We start from the raw sequence: 19,582 nt of genomic DNA, 5'->3' as shown, positions 1-19,582 counted from the left end.
ACACCTCAATTAATTTTAAATCCAACCACTTCCCTTAATGTTTTCTCATATTAATACGAATTTGATAAAATTTCTTCAACAGGTTAAATAGAAAAAAACCAACCAGTTAAGGTTTGATAAAAAGGAGTATATATGAAAAAACCAAAATACCAGTTAATCGTTGATTTTATAAAAGAAAAAATTTCTATAGGTGAATGGGCGATAGGAAGTCAAATACCGAGTCAGCGTAACTTGGCAAAACTTTTTGAGGTTAATCGCAGTACAGTCATAACAGCACTGGAGGAATTAATGGCAGAAGGACTGATTGAAGGTCGAGCAGGAAAAGGGACAGTTGTAACTAATAATACTTGGAATTTGATGGGAAACCAACTTTCAACTAATTGGAATGAAAATGTTTCCTTAGGTATCCATAAACCAAGTGTTTCAACTGTACAAGAGATAAATGAAGCCGAATCTAATAATAATCTAATTCAACTAGGAAAAGGGGAACTATCACCGGATATGTTTCCTTTAGAAGAAATGAAATCCATCGTTCAAAAGGTTTCAAATCAGTTGACATCGTTTGGATATGAAAAACCAAAAGGAAATATAAAGCTACGCCAAGCAATCAGCGACTATCTAAAGGTAAGAGGCATTAACGCGTCTCCATCATCCATTTTAGTAGTTTCAGGCGCCCTTCAAGCGCTGCATCTAATTTCTATTGGTCTATTAAAAAAAGGATCGACTGTGTTTTTGGAAGTGCCTTCGTACCTTTATTCATTGACTGTATTTCAATCGATGGGTATGGATTTGAAAGGAGTTCCCATGGATAGTAAAGGTCTTATGATTGACTCGATTTATCAAACAAAAGAAAAAGGAAAAAATATTTTATATACTATTCCAACCTTTCATAATCCAACAGGTATTTTAATGGAAGAGAAAAGAAGAGAAGAGTTAATTGAATACTGTGTAAGAGAACAACTTCCTGTAATAGAAGATGATGTGTACCGCGATTTATGGATCGATAATCCGCCACCGGAACCACTGAAGGCAATGGATTTTCATGGGAATGTATTGTATTTAGGAAGTTTATCAAAAACATTAAGCCCTGGATTACGGATTGGTTGGATAGTTGGAACAGAATCAGTAATTAACCGGTTAGCTGATTTGAAAATGCAGTTGGATTACGGATCAAGTACGTTGTCTCAGCTTGTTGCAGCAGAGTGGCTATCCAGTGATTTGTATGACCTTCACGTTGGAAATGTAAGAGAAAAGCTTTGCATTCGTAGAAGAACGGCTTTGGATGCTTTAGATAAATATTTAGGTTTATATGCTACATGGGAAATTCCAAAAGGTGGTTTTTTCATATGGATTAGGATAAAATCACCTTTTAAAGTAAAGAGATTGTTTGAGAAAGCATTAGCCAAAGGGATTCTAATAAATCCCGGTAGTATTTATGCTGAGCACTCAGGACAGTTTATCCGGATATCCTATGGGTTTGCTTCACTGGATAACATAAAAAAAGGTATATTTGAATTATGTGAAATTATTAAAAATCAATAACTATTCAAGGAAAGCTTTATTTCGATCAATGTAATTGAAATGAAGTTTTTTTCGCTTTTTATGACCAAATTTTTAACTGTGCATTCAGTCTAAATATGTGCATGGTTAATAAAATACAAGATATTTACATAATATGCATAATTTGATAACGTTTTTTTGTAAAAATGATATATAGAAGTATATTAAATTTATGAAGTCAAGGTAAAAAACTTTGGAGGATTTATGGACATTATAACTCGGGGATTAAAGCATATAGGCATAAGAAAACTCATTCTAATAGTTAGTTTATTTTTGATTATTTCGGTAAATCAATCTACTTTGGCAGTGGGAACCGGTAACAGTGTAGATAGCTCTAAAATCGATGCATTTATTAATAGGGAAATAGAAAGGCTCAATATACCTGGTGCATCGGTAGCGATTGTTAAAGGTGATCAAATTGAATATTTGAAGGGTTACGGCAAATCTGGCCCCGACAAGAAAATGACTCCGCAAACTCCTATTGTCATTGGTTCAGTAAGTAAATCGTTTACGGCGCTCGCTATAATGCAATTAGTGGACCAAGGGAAACTCGAATTGACCGAACCTGTGAACACATATTTACCTGGGTTTAGTTTAGCAGATAAGGATGCATCAAAAGAAATAACAATTCAACATTTATTAAACCATACGAGTGAATTGTCTACGTATGACGGCCAACGCTCAATAGCTGAGGGTAATAAATCATTAAAAGAGCATATAGAAAGCTTGGAGAATATACAATTAGTAAACGGTGTAGGTGATACTTATCAATATTCAAATCTAAACTATGATATTTTAGGTTTAGTAATCGAAGATGTAGCAAATATGCCATATAAAGAGTATGTAAACAATCATATTTTTAAACCACTTCATATGAACAATAGTTACGCTGATCCTCGTGATGATGTGAATAACACTATTGCAACAGGGTATCAAACTATGTTTGGATTTAAAGTGCCAACAGAGCAATTAAATCATGAAGGAAATATCCCTTCTGGATATATCATCTCAAGTGCCGAAGATATGGCTAATTATATGATTGCACAGTTAAATAATGGGCAATTTAGTGGAGAAAGCATTTTATCAAAAGACAGAATGGACGAAATGCATCACCCCTCCTCTCTTATGTGGGAGGATACTTATTATGCAATGGGATGGACTGTAAATAATAATGTAATATCCCATGATGGCTCTACAGAAAATACTTATTCAAAGGTAGTGCTTGATGGTGAGTATGGGATTAGTTTACTTATAAATTCCCTAGATTACCTCAATGTTGATCAATATGATAACATCATGACGGGTTTAAATAATATTGTTCAAAATGGAGAGCCCTTAATCTCCAATGAAAGCAACCCTTTTACTATATATATCATTATCGATATAGTTATATTAATTGTTTTAGCTTTGATTGCTTTTTCAACTTACAGGATTTTTAAACAGAAAGAGCATAAAGCAACCCGAATCCGTACTATTATAAATATACTATCAATAACTTTAATTAATTTTTTTATACCAGTGATTATTTTATATTTTATTCCTAAAATAACTCCCTGGTCCACGGTAACATTATTTGTTCCTGGAATAGGACATGCATTATTCATAATCCCAATACTTTTATTATTGATAGGAGTAATGAAAGTTGGCAAGATGATTCGCAACAAAGTAAAAGTTACCTCACCTTAAAAATAACCTTCCTTTAATTTTGTACTCATAGAGTGCTATTGTCTTGATGCAGCAATTTGTTGGATACAGTGGAAAGGTATTTTACAAAGGAATTGTCTTAATATAAGGAGCTAAATTAAACATCAATGACCGATCAATCGCATGGATTTGCATGTGGTTGTTCGGTTTTTTTATGTAAAAAAACTTTATAAAAGTTGTATACTTTTTTATTTTACAATTGTTATATAGGCTAGGCTAGTAATCACTAAGAAGGAAAAATGAATATCCAGAAGTTGGTGAAGTTTTAAAAATGAGTAAGAGTAACTTAACGAATTTTTCTCTCCTATAGTGAAAAGTAGAAAAGCAGGAGAGTTCTTAACCGAATTTGCTCCTACTTTATTTATGTATTTAACATTTCAAGTGTAAGCATTGATAGGTATGGATGATTAATTCTTTTATATAAAAATAGCTTAAGAGGATAAATTTACCTTTAGATGGGTGCGATTATAAATAAGAATAGGTAATGCTATGATATAATTTAGTTAAATTTGGAAATTTTTATAGAAAGTGAGGGAATTTTTTATAAATGCTTAAAAATAGAAAGATAATAGTAACTGGTGCCGCTTCGGGAATTGGAAAAGAAATCGTGAAACAATGTTTGCATGAAGGCGCTTCAGTAATTGCATGTGATATTAATGAAAACTCCTTACATGAGTTAAAACGGTCAATGGACAATCAGGGGATTCTGCACACATACCAATTAGATGTAAGTAATTATGAAGAAGTTGCTAAATTTTTTATGCTTATTGAAATAGAACATCCTGATGTAGATAGTTTAGTTAATAATGCAGGAATATATTTGGCGAAGAATATTTTGGATTATCAAGTAGATGAAATTGATAGAGTATTAGATATAAACATTAAGGGATTTATATTTTTCTCACAATTGTTGGGAAGGAAATTACTCCAAAGTAAACGCAAGGGGGTAATTGTGAATATGTCTTCAGTGTCAGGCATTGAAGGCAGCTCAGATGCAATTTACGGGCTGTCAAAGGCTGCTATAATAGGCCTAACTAAGAGTTGTGCGATGAATTTCTCACCATTCGTTAGAGTTAATGCCGTTGCCCCTACAATGGTTAATACACCAATGATGGATTCAATTCCTAATTGGAGGAAAGAGGAGTATTTAAGTCATCAACTTATTGATACACCTGTAATGCCTGAAGATGTGGCTCATTCTGTCATATTCTTATTATCAGATAAATCCAGACACTACACTGGAGCAACATTCGATATAAATAATGGAGGATACCTTCGATAGCTCTAGCTTACCTAGAATAGCAAGAGCTAATGGAACAACATAGATAGAAAGTGTAAGAATTTGTTATAAAACTTAGACTTCATGGATAAGAATCCATTTTATTTTCAAAATGGGTTCTATACTAGGGTTTTACATAGGGGGAGATAGTTTGAAAATAGCTATTTTTCTATCCTTTATATTGTTTCTTTCATTCATTTTATTGTTTCTTTTCTTAAACAATGAAAACCGAAAAGAAGAAAATAAAGATAGTATACTGCTAATTATTTTTGGATCGCTTTTGTTTTCGTTAATTATTACAGCTGTAGTAGCATTCTTTTTATTTCTTGTTATAGGATCTACAAGAATTATGGATACATTGTTCTCTTTAAATATAACTACCAATCAATTAATTGTTATAGGAATATTTTTTCTTATTTATTGGCTTACAATTGATAATATCTTTGAAAAGTTATTTGAATATTTATTTGGCGAAAATATCTATGCGATTTTATCTGTAGCCTTAACTAGGATAGCAGCCTTCTACATAATTGGAATAATCATTAGTTTGAATAATAGCGTTAACATAACCATTTCAATAGGTGTATCTATTATTTTGTTAGTTATTGATGCGTTATTTATTTTCAAAAAATAAACAAGAATCGTAAAGGATTATGTAATATCTTTTATCTGATCTATCCAAGGATAACCGTAGTTATATACCGAATTATATTCAATAACTTACCTAATATAACCGTTTATAAGTCTTAAACTACAAAAATCGTTTTGCTTTAAAAATATTCTCCACTAAGAGATTAGGGCTTCCACTACCAAAAACAGTGTTTCGTATTGCAAATACAATTGTACTGCCACTTTTGCTGTATCATGATTATATTGAAAAGGTACCCTTCTCATAGGAACTGATGTTATGATGACCATTTTTTGTAATCCCAGTAAAAGAAGTATAGAAATTGTCTGTGCAAAGCAGGTTTTAATAGTTTTTATGAAATGCCACTAAATTTGCGAGATAAATAGTACAAAACAATTAAGACCAAACAGTTATCAAGGTATTTACTTAAGGCATTGTATCAAAGCCCTAGTACTATAAATTTACTTGAATAGTATTTACTATAAGTAAATTTATAGGAAAGGAAAATTAAACATGAATGATATGAATACTGTTCAGCCTAGTGCACTTTGCCAGGAATTTGCTAAAATTTTAGGTGCAACGCCATCTGTTATAAATGGAGTTTGTACAGCAACACGTTCTAGGACAAACTTACATCCAATAGTACTGGGACGTAGAGCTGAATCGTTTATGTTTGTACCACAAGCATTTTCATTTGAAAACATAGACCGTGAAGGTAGGGCGTTATGTCTAGGGGAGACTGTCATTCTCCAAGAAGAAATTAACCCATTTATTTCAATCTTGAGGGAAAATGGAATTATTGTAACAGCTTTGCACAATCATTGGTTATTTGACGAGCCTCGGCTTATGTATATTCATTTCGAATCCATTGATGAGCCGCTAACTTTTGCTAAAAAAGTGAGAGAAGCGCTTAAAGTATTGACTAATAAAGAGTTAGGCGGTCCGCGAAATGTTTTCCGACCTTCAAATAAAAACGCGGAAGAACTTTGCGAAGCATTCCATAAAATACTAGGTGGTATGCATACTTTCGAAAATGGAGTTTGTACAGTCATGGATTCAAGGCTGAATATAAAACCTTGTGTCTTAGGAAGGAGAGGCAGGTCATTTCTGCTATTACCTCAAATGTTTGTGTTTGAATCACTAACACCTGACGGGAAGGCACTTTGCAGCGGAGAGACTGTTATTCTTCAAGAAGAGCTAAACCCATTCATTAGTAAACTCCGAAAACATAATATTCTAGTAACAGCATTCCATAATCATTGGTTGTTTGAAGATCCAAGATTAATGTATATCCACTTTATAAAAATTGATAATCCAGTTAACTTTGCAAAAGATGTAAGAGATGCTTTAGAAGTACTTACTGACAAAGTTGTAAGGTTTTAAATAAAATTATTGATATTACAATGGGCATTGATCCATGTGAAAAAAGTAAGTAGGAGCCACATTTTAGACAATCTAATATGTGGTTTCTTTTTTTGCTTAACTACTTTATAAAGTTTTTTATTTCAATTGCTTTTGTAACAATAATAGTGTACGATGCATAGTATAAAACAAATACTGTATGACATATAGTAATGACGATGAGGTGGAGCAATGAGTAATTTATTGAATTCTTTAACGACAGAGCTTAGGAGGGGAACGTTGACATTAGCAGTTTTAAGTCAATTAAGAACCCCTCAGTACGGTTATTCACTCGTTCAGCTGCTGGAGGGTTCAGGTATTGCCATTGATCAAAGTACATTGTACCCATTGCTTCGTAGGTTAGAAAAACAGGAATTGGTATCAAGTAGTTGGGATACATCTGAGAGTAGGCCTCGTAAGTACTATGTTTTAAGTGGGTATGGGCAAGAAGTCTTTATGCAGTTAAAAGAAGAATGGATTAAAAGTTCAAAAGAGCTTTATAGCTTATTAAAAGAGGGGGAAGAAGATGAATTTAATTGAAGTTTATATTCAAGAAGTTACCCGAAGACTGCCTGAAAAAAATCGTGAGGATATATCACTTGAGTTAAGATCAACGATAGAGGATATGCTGCCTGATGATTACAGCGAAAATGATGTAAAGGGTGCTCTAGAGAAATTAGGAAGCCCAGTATCATTGGCTAGCGGTTATCTAGATCGTCCAATACACCTAATTGGTCCACGTTATTTTGATATATATTTAACGCTGCTCAAAATGATTTTACCAATTGCTGTTATCGTTTCGTTAATTTCTATTATTGCCGAATATTTTATTGGATACGATGGCAAGGAAGCTGTTCTTAATGTAGTTTTAGATGTATTTGCATTTGGCATATGGAGAAGCATTGAGGTAGGAATACATGTATTCTTTTGGTTAACACTTGTGATTGCTATTGCAGAAAGAACAGACAAAGGTAAAGATCAGCAGCCATTAACAACAAGCCTTAAAAAATGGACTCCTGATGATTTGAAAAATATAGCGTATATTCCTAAGAAAAAAGCCGTTTCAAAGTTTGAGGTATTTGGAAGTTTAATGTGGACTGCCATCTGGGCAACTGTTTATTTTTATGCAGATCGTCTTGTAGGTATATACGAAAACAACGGAGATGGACTTCAATTTGTAGCTCCGACTTTCAACCATGAAGTTTTGCTTCAGTATTGGCCAATTGTTATCATAATGGTTGGTCTTGAAATAGCATTGGCACTCTATAAATTGGTTCAGGGTCAATGGACAAAAAGAATGGCAATATATAATGCTATTCTTCAGCTAGTTGCAACGATTGGATTTATAGTAATAATCATAAATCCAAATCTACTAACCGAAGACTTTAATGTGTATACTGCTGAACTGTTTAACATTACTACACAGCAGTTAAATGCATGGATAGTTGGCGGTGGTATTTTTATCTTTATATTATCCGCGGCAATTAGTGTATATGATGGATTCCGTAAGGCTAGCATCTATTAATTTATATGTGCTTATACGTAAGGGAGTAAAGAATTGTCCCTATCGGTTTAAATACTTATCTAATTAGTGATCAGGATTAAATCGGAAGTAGAAGTAAATACAAAGGATGATCCAAAATGATTAGTCTTGGGTCATCCTTCTTTTGACTAAAGCCATCCTATATAGAATCGTTTTTTTCTGTATGATAATTAGATGATGTATAGGTATCTTCCTGTAAACATTCTAAAAAATTCTTAGTTAATGCCATAAAGTAATTTAGAATTACCCCTCCTAAACAAACGGTCAGTATAGTTCCAATACCAATTGGACCATTAAATAGTTTTGCCATTACCAAGAATACGAGGTAAATAACTGTTCTAGAAATAAATATATTTGTTCTAGTTAACTCTTGTATAATTAGTGTTAAACGGTCAATCGGCATCGGTGCAAAATGAGTTTGTAAATAAATTGCAGTCCCTAATCCTGTAACAACTAAGCCGACAACAAAAAATATGAGTTTACTAATCCAAAGCTCTGGGGAAATCAAATTGTGCAATAAAAAAAGCCACATATCAATACTAATGCCAGTGATAATGGCAGTTAACACCCCTAATAGTTCAGGTCTCTGTCTTCTTAAAATTGAATTAATACATATTAGTATTAAAGCGATTATAATTTCCCAGCTTCCAACAGTTAGCCCCACGCTTATAGATAGTCCTACTAAAAGTGCGTCATAAGGCGAAGTTCCAAGGTCCGATTGTATAGTAAAAGAAATGCCGAGGGTTAATATCAATATTCCTAATACATAAAGTGTATATTTCGCTTTTCCTGACATCTTCAACATTACACAGTTGACAATTCCTTTATCATTAAAACGTGTGGAATTCCATCCTCCATAAATGGATCAGATGAAGTACGATAGCCAAGTTTTATGTAAAAGCCCTCTGCCTGTGTTTGGCCATGTAATTTAACCTGGGATACACCCTTTTCTATTGCGATTTCTTCTAACGATTTAATAATTTCCTTACCTAGACCAAAATTTCGGTAAGGTTCTAAAATACAAATTCTCTCTAGTTTACCTAGACCTTCATGAATTCTAATTCTACCAGTTCCCACAGGCTGTTCATTGTAAAAGACCAATATGTGCTCACATTTTCCATTCAGTTTATCAAAATCATCAAATTCATCTTCATGTGGTACTCCTTGTTCCTCAACAAAAACTGCCTTTCTGATATGAAATGCTTTATTTAAGTCAATCTCTTCTGTTATTTTTTTTACTTTCAATTTACCTTCACCTTTCTGGATTTATTTAATTAGACAAGTCATAATTGAAGTTATTAATGAAAAGTATATACGAAATTTTGTTGTAAATGCAACAAAAAGTTGAGGGAGGTTTTTATGAAGGAAATTCTTCGTGAAATTGGTATGATAGCACGTGCGTTAGATTCTATCAGCAATATTGAATTTAAAGAATATGACCTTACTAAAGGACAATATTTGTACCTTGTTCGAATATGTGAAAATCCTGGAATAATTCAAGAAAAGCTAGCAGAAATGATAAAAGTGGATCGAACAACAGCAGCTCGTGCAATAAAGAAATTGGAAATACAAGGGTTTATAGAAAAAAAGGATGATGAGTTTAATAAAAAAATTAAAAAATTATTCCCAACAGACAAAGGTAAGAAGGTGTATCCATTTCTAAAAAGAGAAGGGGATTATTCGAATAAGGTTGCACTATCCGGATTTTCTCCGGAGGAAGCAGATGCTATTTTTCATCTTCTTCAACGAGTTAGGAAAAACATTGAGGTAGAGTGGGACTTTGTAAAAAAGGGAAACAAGAGAGAGTATTGAGACATATTTAAAATAAAGTTGCGTTGAACTGTTTTACCCTTTTGGTTGAATTGCCAAAAGGGTATTTATTATGTCAAAAAGAAGTTCTTTAATACTATTAAAATTAAATTATAGGAATTTTGCTGTGATAAAAGAGTTTAACCATATAAGAACTTATTACTAAAATAATATAAAAATAGATGGTTCTTTATATGTATAATTTAGTATAATTTTCAGGTGAGTCTTATTTAAAACAATATAAGTAGAGGGGCATTTGCTTATGAAAAAAGGAATTATATATACACTGATGATTTCTTTAGCTTTAGTTGGTTGTGCTGATTCTAAAGATACTAAAACTCAAGTAGAGGATAAGGATGAGAATTCAACTACTAAAGCTGAGGAACAAATAGTCGAAGAGGATGCTTTAGCTGTAATTACGGGGAATACAAGCGGCAATATTCAAAATGGTGGAGTAGCCGCAGAATATGGGAATATGGTTTTCTACTCGGACTCAAAAAGATTAATTGCCTCTCCTAGAGATGAAATTTCTGATATGGAGAATAACGGAGATGTACTTGATAGTGTAGAAAATGAAGAAGGGTTAATTGCCTCCATTAATGTAATAAATAACCGTGTATATTACGTTAAGAACGAAAAAATTTACAAAGTGGACTTGGATGGAGAGGGAAAGGAAGAAATACCAACTTCGGTTTCTGTATCACGCATGATTGTTTATAAGGAGCAAATTATTTTTTCCTCTTATGATAGCGAATATGATTCTTTTAATCTTTATACGATGGGGATTAATGGAGAAAATGAGAAGGAAAAGGCAACTGGTATTAAAAGCTTTTATATTGATCAGGGAAAACTATATTGGTCTGAAAAAGTTAAAAACCGTGACTATCGATTATACATAGATAATTTAGAAAATGCTGATGAGCCATTAGTAAAATCCCATTTCAACTTGGAGTCATTTCAGGTAAATGGTGATGATCTTTATTATCTAGAAAACGGGGATAATTTTAAAATGAGCATAGATGGAGATGGCGGGGATATAAGAAACTTAACTGCTAATCTTAAGGAAAACGGTGCTTCAATTGACATGCCTAATATTGCAGGTGACACGATTTATTATACAGAGAATCAAAAAATGTTTGCGATGGATTTAACTGGTTCAAAGCATTGGGAGGTTCCTACAAGCTCTGTCTATGCTTATAGTATTGCAGGTGGCCATTTATTCTATTGGGGCTTTGGGCAAGGACAATATTCGCTGGCGGTTTTTACTAATGTTATAGATGCCTATAATAGTGCAATGGATTCATATAGCCAATCAGCAGCAGCCACTGAAGGATGGGGAACACCACCGGAATTATTAAAACTATATGATGATTTGTTTTATTTAGAAGAGCCTATTTCAATTAGAGAATTAGAAGAACAGGAGAGTGCAATTGTTGGGGGAGAGATTCTTTTCCCACAAGAGCATGTAGTTGGTGCTACAAAAGCGCTGCTTTTTGGTCTTTCCAATCAAAATGAAGATCTATTAAAGACATTACTTACTGACCCGGAAGGCCAATATATTGACCTTTTTATGGAGGCATTAAGTTCTTCCCCGCTTAAGGGTGAGCCATATGGTGGCTATTACGATTATGAAATTACCGTTACCTCGGATAATTCAGTTTATATTTTTAGAGAAAAAGACGGTTTAAGTATTACTGCGGTATTTAAAGAAATAGATGGTAAATATTATTTTGATAAATTTATAGATTAGTAAATTTTCCATATTTGGTATTATGTTGGAAATTAGGAGATATTACATGAAAAAACTATTGATTGCATTTATTTTGTTATTTTCTTTAGTAGCACCCACATTTGTACAGGCTGAATCTGCGTCTGTACTTTTAATGGTAAACAATAAAAAAGTAGAAATCAGTCCGTTTACAAGCAATGGGAATATTTATGTCCCTTTAGATGAAGTTGCTAAACAAATGGGAGATGAAGTAACTTCTAGTTCCTATCAAAAGAAAGTGCATATTAAAGGAGAAACAGGATTTTTAGTTGTTATACAAGATGGACAAACTACTGGAATCGTAAATGGGAAGCTCTACCCATTAAAGACCAAAATGGTAGACGGCGAACAGGTAAATGCCAATGTGAAAGCCATCTATAAAAATGGACAAGTATATGTGCCGATCGAATTTCTTTCGTCCGGAAATGGTATGACATATCCTGTAGAGGTAGTAAAAGAAAATACGAAAACAATAATATATGTTGGAAAGCTTCCTGGAAGTTTACAACAATCAATTAGTAACACACCTATCGTTTTAAAAGTTAACAACAAACAAGTTAATAGCAAATATAATCCATTTATCAGCAATGGTACAACATATGTCCCTTTAAATGAAATCGCTAAACAAATGGGTGGTAGACCTATTTCTAGGTCGAAAGAAGTTACTGTTGAGCTAGACGGTCTAACTTTTGCAACTGTAACTGATGGTGAATCGAAAGCCGAGATCTATGATTCGCAATTGATGAGTAGAGAAAGAACTCATTTTGTTCCGTTGAAGACTGAAAAAGTAAACGGCAATACAAAGGATGTAGATGCGAAAGCACTTTATAAAAATGGCCAAGTCTATGTACCAGTAGAATTTATTTCTTCAGAAAACGGGTTAAATTATTACGTTGAGACAGTAAATGAAAAATCAAAGACAACGATTTACGTTGGCGAGCTTCCTGTTGAACTTGCAGAGACTGTTAAAAAGACAGGGTATGCAACGAAATGGGCGCTTGTCTCTCCAGCTCCAGGAAGTATAACAGATGTTACAGCACTAGTGAAAAATCAACAAGTATACATTGCTCGAGCACAGGGCAATTGGTATAAAATTAAAGTTGGAAATCAAAGTGGCTTCGTAAAGAAAGATGCACTTAAAATAGGGAAATCACCTGCTACAGGTAAGATGTATGATGATGGATGGTTTGCTTCTACCTTGAAATCAAAGTGGAGTAAAGACCCACAAGTAAACAAAAAAACACTTGAAAATGAATTAGGATTTGATAAAGGTGGAATAACTTATAGTATTTTTGGTAAATCGAAGGTTATCCAAGTAATTGATCAAGGACCAACTGCCTCATATGAGGTTGGAATATCGTTTTATGGATGGCAAAGTAGTGCTTTACAATAATCTTACCGCATCCCAATTGTAGCGAAAGAGCTGTTTAAATTATATTTTGAAAAGGATGCAAATCGTGTTTGGAACTACTTTAATAAAGGTGATATTCCAGAGCGTTTTACTGCAAATGGAAGAACAGTGACAGCAAGATTTGTAGAATCTACGGGTTCTATTTATCTAACAGTTGGCCACAAAAAATAATAATATAAAATTGTATGGTAGGAGGGCAACCTAAAATTTTTTAAGGTTGTCCTCTTTTGGTATTAAAATTTCTAATCAAAAAATGGAAAAAACTATTGACAATTGTTACCTTATGCACTAAATTTTCCTTAAGGAAACAATTTGTCTGTAAGGAAAGCTTGTCTGCTTTTCTATATTTTTTAGCCAAAAAGTTTCCCTAGTGCAACATTTGTGACCTAAACCAAGGAGGATGGAAATGAACAAATTAAAACTTTTTATTTTATTGTTTATTGTAATTTTAGGAATAGTTGCTTTCATTTTAGGGGGGTGTCAAGACTCGAAAGAGCAAAATAATACTGTGTCAAATGGTGAAAATTCATTAAAAGAACCAATTCAAATTGTTACAACAATTGCCCAAATTGGAGAACCAATTGAAATTATCGGTGGGGACCGTGTTGAAGTGAAGAGTCTGATGGGACCAGGTGTTGATCCACATTTATACACAGCAACTCAAGGGGATATTACTACCCTTCAAAATGCAGATATTATTTTATATAATGGGCTTCATCTTGAAGGAAATATGGATGAAATTTTCGCCAAATTAAAAGATTCGAAAACAACGTTTGCAATAGGAGAATCAATTAATGAAGAACAATTATTAAAAGACGAAAATGGCGCAATTGACCCTCATATTTGGTTCGATTTAGATCTTTGGAAAGATGCGTTAGAGAGCGCAACAGAATTATTAAAAGAATATTCACCTGAAGATGCAGATTACTTTGAACAAAATAAAGAGAGTTATTTTGGCAAAATTGATGAACTAAAAGCAGACGCTATAGAAAAGTTATCAAGCATTCCCGAGGAGCAGCGCGTTTTAGTAACAGCTCATGATGCATTTGGTTATTTTGGTCGTATGTTTGATATTGAGGTGGTCGGGTTACAAGGCTTAAGTACAGAAGATGAGGTTGGTCTATCGGAAATTCAAACTACTGTTGATTTGTTAATTGACAAGCAAGTCCCTGCAGTTTTTGTAGAAAGCAGTGTTAACCAAAATTCAATAAAAGCAGTAATTGAAGGGGCTGGTAAAGAAGGGCTAAGTGTTAATCTAGGGGGAGAACTGTTCTCAGATGCTATGGGTGAAACAGGAACTGAAGAGGGTACTTACCTTGGCATGTATCAACATAATGTAGTAACTATTTATGAGGGACTAACAGGGGGTACACAATGACGGATGTACTTCAAGTCGAAAAATTAAGTGCGGCGTATAGAAAAAACATTATTCTGAATGATGTTTCGTTCACAATCCCCCAAGGGACGCTAACATGTATTGTAGGACCAAATGGTGCAGGCAAGTCGACATTAATTAAAGTACTACTTGGTTTACACCCAAATCTATCAGGTGATGTTTCATTTTTTGGAGAGCTCTTAAAAAATGTAAAAAAGAAAGTAGGGTATGTTCCTCAGCGAGGTTCTGTTGACTGGGATTTTCCAACCGATGCATTAGATGTTGTAATGATGGGAATGTACGGTCAAATTGGTTGGGTAAAATGGCCGAATAAGAGTCATAAGGAGAAAGCACTTGATGCATTAAGGAAAGTCGGCATGGCGGATTATGCTAATCGTCAAATTAGTGAATTGTCAGGTGGTCAACAACAAAGGGTATTTTTAGCAAGAGCTTTAATACAGAATGCAGATTTATATTTTATGGATGAGCCGCTTGCTGGTGTCGATGCCGCAACAGAGAGAGCAATTATGGCAATTTTAAGGGAATTAAAAAAGGAAGGAAAAACCGTACTAGTTGTACATCATGACCTTCAAACAGTAGAAGATTATTTTGATCAAGTGTTATTTTTGAACCGAACTGTTGTTGCACATGGGGCCATTACCTCTACATTTACAGCTAATAATATTAAAAAAACGTATGGAGGAACCGTTCGCTGGTTGAAGGAGGGAATCGGAATTGTCCATTCTACTATCTAGCAACTATCAATGGGTACTTTTAAGTACACTCCTCCTCGGTTTTGCTTCTGGATTAATTGGTTGTTTAGTTTATTGGAGGAAGCAAAGTTTGATGAGTGATGCACTTTCACATGCTGCATTACCAGGTGTTGTAATTTCTTTTCTAATTTTTCAAGAAAAGGATTTTTTTCTACTAATCATTGGTGCTACTATTAGCGCACTACTCGGTGCATTTTTAATTATGCTTATTAAATCAACAACGAGAATAACTTCAGATACAGCGATGGGATTAATTTTAGCAGTATTTTTTGGTGGAGGAATTGTCCTATTGACTGTTGTTAATCGCAATAGTAATGGAAATCAAGCTGGGTTAGATAGTTTTATCTATGGCCAGGCTGCTTCTATGATATGGTCGGACGTTGTAATAACAACCATCCTTGCAGCCACTGTAATATTAATTATACTAATTGGTTTTAAAGAATGGAAATTACTTTTGTTTGATCCGAACTTTGCAAAAGGTTTAAACCTTTCAATTAAAGGGATGAATACAGTATATTTAATTATTTTAGTTTTAACTATTGTTATTGGGATTCAAGCAGTGGGTGTTATTTTGATGTCAGCATTACTTATTATTCCTCCAGTAAGTGCTAGATACTGGACCCATTCTTTTAAGAAAATGATGTGGTTATCAGGGCTATTTGGGGGAATGGCTGGTACGATTGGAACTACTATTAGCGCTTTAGGCTCCGGATGGCCAACCGGACCGTTTATTGTAATGATATCTGGTTTGATATTTTTACTTTCCTTATTTTTTGGAGCAAAAAAAGGAATAGTTGTTGAGTACCTAATTTTTCGAAATAAAAAAAATGAAGTACTTAAACTTATGCCTCCTGCTCAAATTGTAAGGGAGGGAAAACGATGACATATTCAGCATGGATACTATTGACAGCTTCACTAGTAGGAATTTCTTGTGGAATTGTAGGAGTGTTTTTAATTTTAAGGAGAATGGCAATGATGGCTGATGCTATTAGTCATTCCGTATTACTTGGGATTGTGGTTGCTTATTTACTTACACAAAGTTTAAGCGGTATACACATGTTAATTGGTGCAGCGTTAGCGGGTGTATTTACAACTTTTCTCGTTCAATGGCTCCATTCAAATAATGTACAGCATGAAGCATCAATTGGTGTTGTATTTACAATTCTTTTTGCACTAGGAGTCATTCTAATTGCAACTAAGGCTGGAAATGCACATCTTGATGTTCAACATGCTTTGATGGGAGAGATTGCATTTATTCCTTGGAATACAGTTGAAATTCCAATGTTTGGGGATATGCCTGTGGCTACTCTAATTTTATTACTTGTATTAGCGATAATAATATTAATCATTGGGCTATTTTATAAGGAGTGGAAAATTACGACTTTCGATTCTGCACTTGCAGCTAGTATCGGAATTCCAGTTCTTGGGATGCATTATTTGTTTATGACACTTGTTTCAGTCACAACTGTAGCAGCTTTTGATGCTGTGGGGGCAATTATGGTTGTTGCCATGCTAATTGCTCCAGCTGCCTCTGCCTATCTTTGGACAGATAATCTATTTAAAATGATTGTTATAAGTAGTATTTTTGGAATTCTTTCTGCTATAGCTGGTTATTATTTTGCAGTATGGATTGATAGTTCCATATCAGGTTCAATGGCGTTTGCAACCGGTATTGTCTTTTTCATTAGTTTTATCTTTTCACCACGACACGGACTGCTTTCTAATAAGATTAGACCTTCTACAATGAAATCATAAATAAGGAGGTTTTCAAATGGTGATTTCCGCTAATAAAGAGAAATATTTAATAGAGATCTATAGCAATCAGGATAACGAGGGCTATACTCGTGTTTCAGATTTAGCGAAATCATTACAAGTCTCAGTTCCTTCTGTTTCGAAAATGGCTAAAAAGTTAAAAGACGAAGAATTAATTGAATTTCAGCGATACAAAATGATAAAGTTGACAGAAAAAGGAGAAGAGGTATGTAAGCATCTACTTGAAAATCGACATGTGCTAGTACAATTTTTACGATATATCGGTGTAGATGAAGATAAGGTTGAGAATGAGGTTAAATCAATCGAAAATACTTTTAGTCGAGATGTTATTCATCTAATTGATCGCTTTTTAAAAAACACATCGATGGAATAATTTTCAAAGGTGTTTATAATGTTAACAAAAAGCTAGTATTATATATTTTCTCTTTCTTTAAAAGGCTTATTTAGCACCTAAACTGTAAGCAGAGAAATTATTAAATAGTTTCTCTGCTTATTTTTTGCCTAAATGTAGCTGAAGATTTAGGTCCAACATAATAACATACAACAACGAGAGGGTATAAGTTGAAACTAAAATTAAAAAAAGACTTTTATATTTATTTACAGGGAAAGAAGCTTTACTTGTTTTTTTATAAGCCTTTTAATTAACAAGATCTATCCAAACTTACGATTATATTCACTTTTGACATGTATCTCTTTTAGAATTTTCTCCTCGTTAATGCCCCTTATTACAAATAGAAACAGGGAGCACACAGCCAAAGGGTTTTTGTGCTTTTCTTTTTCTAAGCTCTTGGACAATAGCCGCATGCTGCCAGCCCAGGGATGTCCATAGAAAAGCAGCAACTTTTCCTTTTAGGATGACTAGCTAGTTGCGAAGGGTTTTTACCTTTCGTAAATTCATAGAAAAGCGATTTATCACTAAAGCGTTTCCATAACTCTGGGTTTTCCAGCAATTCAATATCATCCATAGCTTGGGTTGCGGTTGCTGGATTTTCTAACAACTTATCAAAAATATTAATCATATGGATAAAGAAGTTCTCCCAAATGGTTAATGGTGAGATTGTTGTTGTCTTCCTTAACTGCTGCACAATCTCATACCCTTGATAATACAAAATTGAGCTTATTTTATATTGCCGTTCCTCTGGTATTACATAACGGTAGTCATTCGGATTTATAAACATAGCAACCGTATGTGTGCCAAATTCTTCTGTAACATCAAATTGTAAATCAATGAATTTACCGTCCCAAACTAAATCGTAAGCAGCCAACATATGAAACTGCATAGCAAAAAACATTCCGTAGCGTTTGGCAAAGTGTGAAACAGCAGCTGTTGCATTTTTTGAGTCTGTAATTCCTTGCATGAGTGGAGCAAAGTCGTCATGGAAAAATTCCTTGCTTAAACGTTCCAGCGTAAAGAGCGCACGTTTTGGCGGAGTCGTATAAATTCGGTATTTATTTAACATCTCGACCTGTTCAAAGGTTAATGCGGGCATATTATCACCTACTAATAGAATGTTCGAAAGCAGCAAGTGGAGTGAAATTCCACTTGCTGCTTTATTTGTACAAAATTATTTAATTATTTTGCTACTTGTTCTAATTTTGCTATTTGTGCATCAACAAATTCTTTTGATAAATTATGCTTTGCAACATAGCGATTACGTTCATGTTTTGAACATTCAATTGTACAACCACCTAGGTGTTCGCGTTCATTTTCTTCTGAACATAAAATTTGTTTATTACATTCTGGGTTTGCACAATTAATATAACGTTCACATGGTGTACCATCAAAGTGGTCACGACCTACAACAACGTGTTCAACTTTGTTAACCGGAACAGTTAATCTTTCGTCAAATACATACATTTGACCGTCCCAAAGTTGCCCTTTTACGACTGGGTCTTTACCGTAAGTAGCAATACCACCGTGTAATTGGCCAACATCTTCGCCAATACCTTCACGTTTTAACCAACCTGAGAATTTTTCACAACGAATACCGCCTGTGCAGTATGTTAGTACACGTTTACCTTCAAATAATTCTTTGTTATCACGTACCCATTGCGGTGTATCTCGGAATGTTTCAACTTCTGGACGAATCGCTCCACGGAAATGACCAACATCATACTCGTAAGTGTTACGCACGTCTAATACAACTGTATCTTCGCGTTGCATTTCTTCAAAGAATTCTTGAGGTGTTAGATAACGGCCAGTAACTTCATGTGGGTTGACATCGTCTTCCAAGCTTAAGTTTACAAGCTCAGGACGCGGACGGCAATGCATTTTCTTAAATGCATGTCCCTCTGCTTCATCAATCTTAAACACAATACCATCGAACAAAGGATGATTTTTCATATAATCCATATAGGCATTCGTATCTTCAATTGTACCTGAAACAGTACCATTGATACCTTCGTGGGCTACTAAAATACGACCCTTTAAGTTCATACTCTTGCATGTCTCTAAATGTTCCGCTGCAAATTCAGCTGGATCATCTATTTTTGTATAAAAATAATATAATAAAACTCGATAATTCATTTTCTTTTCCACCTATCATTTATATTTACAG

Annotated in this window: 19 protein-coding genes; 15 read left to right on the top strand and 4 right to left on the bottom strand. The window is 34.0% G+C overall.

What is annotated here, in order from left to right:
• Positions 1-132 precede the first annotated feature (132 nt).
• The 7 genes from MKY04_RS20670 to MKY04_RS20640 all read left to right on the top strand — a co-directional run bounded on the left by MKY04_RS20670 (position 133) and on the right by MKY04_RS20640 (position 8,097).
• Complete coding sequence (locus tag MKY04_RS20670; RefSeq protein ID WP_346235071.1) at positions 133-1,542, top strand: PLP-dependent aminotransferase family protein; 1,410 nt, start codon at positions 133-135, stop codon at positions 1,540-1,542.
• Between the two features lie 222 nt (positions 1,543-1,764).
• Positions 1,765-3,246, top strand: a complete 1,482-nt coding sequence (locus MKY04_RS20665; RefSeq protein WP_126295865.1) for a serine hydrolase domain-containing protein — start codon at positions 1,765-1,767, stop codon at positions 3,244-3,246.
• A 565-nt stretch (positions 3,247-3,811) separates the two neighbouring features.
• Positions 3,812-4,546 carry an SDR family NAD(P)-dependent oxidoreductase gene (locus MKY04_RS20660; protein ID WP_126295866.1) on the top strand — a complete coding sequence of 245 codons (735 nt, stop codon included), beginning with the start codon at positions 3,812-3,814 and terminating at the stop codon, positions 4,544-4,546.
• A 148-nt stretch (positions 4,547-4,694) separates the two neighbouring features.
• Complete coding sequence (locus MKY04_RS20655) at positions 4,695-5,177, top strand: hypothetical protein (RefSeq protein WP_126295867.1); 483 nt, start codon at positions 4,695-4,697, stop codon at positions 5,175-5,177.
• Between the two features lie 507 nt (positions 5,178-5,684).
• On the top strand, positions 5,685-6,554 hold the full coding sequence (locus tag MKY04_RS20650; protein WP_126295957.1) for a DUF1259 domain-containing protein: 870 nt from the start codon (positions 5,685-5,687) through the stop codon (positions 6,552-6,554).
• Positions 6,555-6,764: 210 nt separating this feature from the next.
• Positions 6,765-7,112, top strand: a complete 348-nt coding sequence (locus MKY04_RS20645) for a PadR family transcriptional regulator (protein ID WP_126295958.1) — start codon at positions 6,765-6,767, stop codon at positions 7,110-7,112.
• Positions 7,099-8,097: an HAAS signaling domain-containing protein gene (locus MKY04_RS20640; protein WP_126295959.1), complete on the top strand. Its 999-nt coding sequence runs from the start codon at positions 7,099-7,101 to the stop codon at positions 8,095-8,097. The genes MKY04_RS20645 and MKY04_RS20640 overlap by 14 nt, the downstream gene beginning before the upstream one ends.
• A 157-nt stretch (positions 8,098-8,254) precedes the next feature.
• Here the strand turns inward: MKY04_RS20640 and MKY04_RS20635 are convergent, their stop codons facing one another.
• Together MKY04_RS20635 and MKY04_RS20630 are read right to left on the bottom strand one after the other, a co-directional pair.
• Entirely contained in the window at positions 8,255-8,920 is a 666-nt protein-coding gene (locus tag MKY04_RS20635) for a YczE/YyaS/YitT family protein (protein WP_185807814.1), read from the bottom strand.
• Complete coding sequence (locus MKY04_RS20630) at positions 8,920-9,360, bottom strand: GNAT family N-acetyltransferase (RefSeq protein ID WP_346235070.1); 441 nt, start codon at positions 9,358-9,360, stop codon at positions 8,920-8,922. The genes MKY04_RS20635 and MKY04_RS20630 overlap by 1 nt, the downstream gene beginning before the upstream one ends.
• A 114-nt stretch (positions 9,361-9,474) precedes the next feature.
• Between MKY04_RS20630 and MKY04_RS20625 the strand changes: the two genes are divergently transcribed.
• The 8 genes from MKY04_RS20625 (at position 9,475) to MKY04_RS20590 (ending at position 17,397) form a co-directional block, all read left to right on the top strand.
• Positions 9,475-9,927, top strand: coding sequence for a MarR family winged helix-turn-helix transcriptional regulator (locus MKY04_RS20625; RefSeq protein WP_126295962.1), 453 nt, complete (start codon positions 9,475-9,477; stop codon positions 9,925-9,927).
• A gap of 259 nt (positions 9,928-10,186) precedes the next feature.
• Positions 10,187-11,674: a DUF5050 domain-containing protein gene (locus MKY04_RS20620; RefSeq protein WP_126295963.1), complete on the top strand. Its 1,488-nt coding sequence runs from the start codon at positions 10,187-10,189 to the stop codon at positions 11,672-11,674.
• A 46-nt stretch (positions 11,675-11,720) separates the two neighbouring features.
• Positions 11,721-13,085, top strand: coding sequence for a stalk domain-containing protein (locus tag MKY04_RS20615; protein WP_346235069.1), 1,365 nt, complete (start codon positions 11,721-11,723; stop codon positions 13,083-13,085).
• Positions 13,086-13,509: 424 nt separating this feature from the next.
• Positions 13,510-14,481, top strand: coding sequence for a metal ABC transporter solute-binding protein, Zn/Mn family (locus tag MKY04_RS20610; RefSeq protein WP_126295966.1), 972 nt, complete (start codon positions 13,510-13,512; stop codon positions 14,479-14,481).
• Complete coding sequence (locus MKY04_RS20605; protein WP_126295967.1) at positions 14,478-15,233, top strand: metal ABC transporter ATP-binding protein; 756 nt, start codon at positions 14,478-14,480, stop codon at positions 15,231-15,233. Before MKY04_RS20610 ends, MKY04_RS20605 begins: the two co-directional genes overlap by 4 nt.
• Positions 15,214-16,134, top strand: a complete 921-nt coding sequence (locus MKY04_RS20600) for a metal ABC transporter permease (RefSeq protein ID WP_346235068.1) — start codon at positions 15,214-15,216, stop codon at positions 16,132-16,134. The genes MKY04_RS20605 and MKY04_RS20600 overlap by 20 nt, the downstream gene beginning before the upstream one ends.
• Complete coding sequence (locus MKY04_RS20595; protein WP_126295969.1) at positions 16,131-17,006, top strand: metal ABC transporter permease; 876 nt, start codon at positions 16,131-16,133, stop codon at positions 17,004-17,006. The genes MKY04_RS20600 and MKY04_RS20595 overlap by 4 nt, the downstream gene beginning before the upstream one ends.
• 16 nt (positions 17,007-17,022) lie before the next feature.
• Complete coding sequence (locus tag MKY04_RS20590; protein WP_126295970.1) at positions 17,023-17,397, top strand: metal-dependent transcriptional regulator; 375 nt, start codon at positions 17,023-17,025, stop codon at positions 17,395-17,397.
• A 406-nt stretch (positions 17,398-17,803) separates the two neighbouring features.
• Here MKY04_RS20590 and MKY04_RS20585 read toward each other — a convergent pair whose 3' ends face one another.
• Together MKY04_RS20585 and MKY04_RS20580 are read right to left on the bottom strand one after the other, a co-directional pair.
• On the bottom strand, positions 17,804-18,514 hold the full coding sequence (locus MKY04_RS20585) for a Fe-S oxidoreductase (RefSeq protein ID WP_126295973.1): 711 nt from the start codon (positions 18,512-18,514) through the stop codon (positions 17,804-17,806).
• A gap of 83 nt (positions 18,515-18,597) precedes the next feature.
• Positions 18,598-19,551, bottom strand: coding sequence for a rhodanese-related sulfurtransferase (locus tag MKY04_RS20580; RefSeq protein ID WP_126295971.1), 954 nt, complete (start codon positions 19,549-19,551; stop codon positions 18,598-18,600).
• Positions 19,552-19,582: the final 31 nt, after the last annotated feature.

It is taken from the genome of Lysinibacillus telephonicus (assembly GCF_039654155.1).
Taxonomy (GTDB): Bacteria; Bacillota; Bacilli; order Bacillales_A; family Planococcaceae; genus Ureibacillus; species Ureibacillus telephonicus.
The sequence above is the reverse complement of the archived record's forward strand: the minus strand, read 5'-3'. Positions and strand labels throughout refer to the sequence as shown.

What these genes read in the sequence shown, in the direction of transcription:
- MKY04_RS20610 (WP_126295966.1), top strand. Translation starts at nt 13,510, where the DNA reads ATGAACAAATTAAAACTTTTTATTTTATTGTTTATTGTAATTTTAGGA.
- MKY04_RS20625 (WP_126295962.1), top strand. Translation starts at nt 9,475, where the DNA reads ATGAAGGAAATTCTTCGTGAAATTGGTATGATAGCACGTGCGTTAGAT.
- MKY04_RS20650 (WP_126295957.1), top strand. Translation starts at nt 5,685, where the DNA reads ATGAATGATATGAATACTGTTCAGCCTAGTGCACTTTGCCAGGAATTT.
- MKY04_RS20620 (WP_126295963.1), top strand. Translation starts at nt 10,187, where the DNA reads ATGAAAAAAGGAATTATATATACACTGATGATTTCTTTAGCTTTAGTT.
- MKY04_RS20590 (WP_126295970.1), top strand. Translation starts at nt 17,023, where the DNA reads ATGGTGATTTCCGCTAATAAAGAGAAATATTTAATAGAGATCTATAGC.
- MKY04_RS20640 (WP_126295959.1), top strand. Translation starts at nt 7,099, where the DNA reads ATGAATTTAATTGAAGTTTATATTCAAGAAGTTACCCGAAGACTGCCT.
- MKY04_RS20615 (WP_346235069.1), top strand. Translation starts at nt 11,721, where the DNA reads ATGAAAAAACTATTGATTGCATTTATTTTGTTATTTTCTTTAGTAGCA.
- MKY04_RS20670 (WP_346235071.1), top strand. Translation starts at nt 133, where the DNA reads ATGAAAAAACCAAAATACCAGTTAATCGTTGATTTTATAAAAGAAAAA.
- MKY04_RS20580 (WP_126295971.1), bottom strand. Translation starts at nt 19,551, where the DNA reads ATGAATTATCGAGTTTTATTATATTATTTTTATACAAAAATAGATGAT.
- MKY04_RS20645 (WP_126295958.1), top strand. Translation starts at nt 6,765, where the DNA reads ATGAGTAATTTATTGAATTCTTTAACGACAGAGCTTAGGAGGGGAACG.
- MKY04_RS20660 (WP_126295866.1), top strand. Translation starts at nt 3,812, where the DNA reads ATGCTTAAAAATAGAAAGATAATAGTAACTGGTGCCGCTTCGGGAATT.
- MKY04_RS20665 (WP_126295865.1), top strand. Translation starts at nt 1,765, where the DNA reads ATGGACATTATAACTCGGGGATTAAAGCATATAGGCATAAGAAAACTC.
- MKY04_RS20585 (WP_126295973.1), bottom strand. Translation starts at nt 18,514, where the DNA reads ATGCCCGCATTAACCTTTGAACAGGTCGAGATGTTAAATAAATACCGA.
- MKY04_RS20595 (WP_126295969.1), top strand. Translation starts at nt 16,131, where the DNA reads ATGACATATTCAGCATGGATACTATTGACAGCTTCACTAGTAGGAATT.
- MKY04_RS20635 (WP_185807814.1), bottom strand. Translation starts at nt 8,920, where the DNA reads ATGTTGAAGATGTCAGGAAAAGCGAAATATACACTTTATGTATTAGGA.
- MKY04_RS20605 (WP_126295967.1), top strand. Translation starts at nt 14,478, where the DNA reads ATGACGGATGTACTTCAAGTCGAAAAATTAAGTGCGGCGTATAGAAAA.